At 57.9% G+C, this 3097-nt stretch carries 2 protein-coding genes; one reads left to right on the forward strand and one right to left on the reverse strand.

Annotated elements, in window-relative coordinates:
- Nucleotides 1–279 precede the first annotated feature (279 nt).
- Nucleotides 280–1746, reverse strand: coding sequence for an amidase (locus QJT78_RS49770; protein WP_080586938.1), 1467 nt, complete (start codon nt 1744–1746; stop codon nt 280–282).
- A 135-nt stretch (nt 1747–1881) separates the two neighbouring features.
- On the opposite strand from QJT78_RS49770, the gene QJT78_RS49775 reads away from it, so the two are divergent.
- Nucleotides 1882–2838: a LysR family transcriptional regulator gene (locus tag QJT78_RS49775; protein ID WP_028152372.1), complete on the forward strand. Its 957-nt coding sequence runs from the start codon at nt 1882–1884 to the stop codon at nt 2836–2838.
- Nucleotides 2839–3097 lie beyond the last annotated feature (259 nt).

The raw sequence follows: 3097 nt of genomic DNA on the forward strand, positions 1-3097 counted from the left end.
CCGGCGGCTCTTCTTCGTCATCTTCGCTCCTGATTCGCAGCAAGAATCCTCGCCGCTGTCAGGCAGAAAATCCACTCAAGCTACTGTCCGAATTTGCGGGGCCAGCTCTAGCCAAGAACTGTATCAGCGACGTCGCAAGTCACGCTCATCGTTTGGCCCCGGTCGCTCGATCGATTCAAGCGAGACTTCCGACTTTGCCAAGAACAATAGATGGTCGCACATCCGAGCGCCCCCTGATGAACGTCAGTACGTTCTCGTTCAACCAAGATAATCCGGTCGCTATTCGCTGCGCGTCGCTCCGACGCCGTCCATCCTCTTTCGTGATCGCTTAGTCAGATCGACCATCCTGAAGTGCTCGGGTGACACCAGTTCGTAAGCCCGCGCCGTGGCGAGTACGCCTGAGTCATTTCCTCGTGCGCCAACAAATTGCAGTCCAATTGGAGCTCCAGAAGCCGTCATTCCGCAAGGAACTACGCACGCAGGCTGCTGGCTCAGATTGATGGGAAAGCTGAAGGATGCCCACTCGGTCCAATGGCTAAGGCCACTACCTTCTGGCACATCTCGCCCGGCTGCGAACGGAGGAATGGCGGCGGCTGGAGAGACCAACACATTGTAACTCTCGAGCAACTCGTCCATGAAGGTGCCGAATTCGGCGCGAAGCACTTGAGCAGCCACCAGGGTAGCAGCGCTGTACTCCCGGCCTTTCGCCGCGGCCAACAGGAAGCCGGCATCGTATACTTCGGAGGCAACTTCGCCCGCTGAGACGAGCCGATTGGCGGCCCCCGAAAACCAGTGGATATGGAACAGCTCAAGAAGATCAATGGAAGGCAATTCGACCGGCTCGACGATCGCTCCCCACTCCTCCATTCGCCGAACCGCAGCCGCCACACTCAATTCCACTTCCCTGTCGACGTGTCCTACAGGGGGAGTTGACCAGTATCCGATCCGCATCCCCGTAAAGTCCGCCTGCCGCTTCCCCAATCTTGGTAAAATGCCTGCGCCCTGCGCCCAGTCGCGCAAGTCGCGCCCAGACATCGCCTCAAGCATGGCTTCAGCATCGCCAACGCTTCGTGCCATCGGACCGATGTGCGCCACTGTTCCAAAAGCGCTGGGAGGATGAGCGGGCACACGTCCGAATGACGGCTTATGTCCGACTATGCCGTTGAACGACGCCGGAATGCGTATCGAGCCACCGCCATCGCTACCCAAATGAAGGCTGCCCGCTCCGACAGCTGCGGCTACCGCTGCTCCTCCGGAGGATCCTCCTGCCGTCATCGAAGGATCCCAGGCGTTGCGCGTCACGCCAAAGAGAGGAGAGTCGGTAACCGCCTTCCAGCCGAATTCCGGCGTTGTTGTCTGCCCGATGAAGATCGCGCCTGAGCGGCGCAGCCTCTCGACCGACGGCGCATCCCTTTCACACGGCGAAGCTGTCGTCGTGCGGCTGCCGCACCGAACCGACCACCCCTCGACCCAGACGATGTCCTTAATCGTTGTCGGGATGCCATCGATGTCTGACAAGGGTGCGCCGGACCCCCAGCGAGCTTCGGACCGACGCGCCTCATTCCTAGCCCGATCCCGGTCGATAAACGTGAACGCGTTCAGCTCCCCGTTGACTGCCTCAGCTCTCTCCAAAGCGGCTTCGGTCACCTCAATCGGTGACAATGTCCCCTTCCTATAGGCGGAAAGCACCTGGGCTGCATTCAGCCCACATATGTCGGTCCCATCAGGCGGACTGAAGACGTCCATAGACACTGCTTTTCCCTCTCTCACAGTCAGGAGCGGTCAAACTCGGCTCCGTCCGGCGAGCATTAGGAATTTACGAGCTGGTCATAAAATGCATAATTTGTAGAAAGACCATCGATCAACTGTAGGGAACGCCTTGTGGATCTTACGATTCGGCAAATTCGATACGTAAGCGAAGTCGCCAGGCTTGGCAGCATGCACGCAGCATCGGTGAGTTTGCGGATCTCGCAATCGTCGATCCTTGCGGCGATTGAACTTGCTGAAACCGAAATGGGCGCTCGAATCTTTGAGAGGCGTCCCTCACGCGGGGTCAGAGTAACCCCGGCGGGAGAACGCTTTATCTGCGCAGCCCGCTCGATGCTGACCGCCGATGCAGAATTCAAAAGGACGATAGCTCGCTTGGGAGGACTGAGCACGCCGGCAATCCGTATTGGCTGCTTCAATCCTTTCGGCGCACTTTTCATTCCCGACACACTGAAGCGCTACATCGAGCGCGTTGGGCCGGTTGAGATTTCTGTGCTCGAGGGAGACCAGTTGCAGTTGCGAGAATGGTTCGCAAACGGAGCGGTCGACCTGGTCGTAACTTATGATATCGGACCGCACTTCAAAGAGAACACAACACGCGTCTGTAAAGTACCTGCGCATGCGCTAATTTCGCGATCCGACCAACTCGCGCGTCAGCCGGCCGTATCTATCGCAGAATTGGCAACTCGGCCTTTGGTTCTGTTGGATTTGCCACAGACCGCGCTGTATCTCCTTACATTGTTCGATGTGCTGGCAACTCAACCAACGATCGGCTTCCGCACGCGCAACTACGAGACTATCAGGACCTCTGTTGCGTGCGGGTTTGGAGTTTCTGTGCTCAACATGCCCCCACTGGGCCACGCTTCCCCGGACGGCACTGAGCTTATCCGGCTGCCGATAACTGACGATCTGCCCGCACCCACGCTCGTCATCGCCGACGTTTACGGATCGAATAAGCCCGAATACGTGCGAGTCCTCATCGACGTTATCCGTGAGTTCTTTCGAGATCTCGGCCCGCACGGATTCGCTATCGCAACTTTGAAGAATGAAGAAACGCTTTTCGACGTTTAGCCAACGTCCCTTTTGGCGCACTTGGTTACAGACCGACAACTACCCGATGCGAGCGGGAGCACACCTCACTCACGCCCCTCAACCAAGGGGCAAGTTTAGCGATCCATCCCGGCCCGCTCTTGACCCAGTGCGGACATTGCTCCACCGAGCCTAGTACCCGGAATCAGAGCTGAGTGATACGGCGGCCTTTGAAACGGCGTTGACGGACCTTTTTCTTGGTCCAGACGAAGGGCTCGGCTCTGTCGTTGTATGCGTTGAC

Origin of the sequence: Bradyrhizobium sp. Mp27 (genome assembly GCF_029953005.1) — a bacterium.
Taxonomy (GTDB): Bacteria; Pseudomonadota; Alphaproteobacteria; order Rhizobiales; family Xanthobacteraceae; genus Bradyrhizobium; species Bradyrhizobium barranii.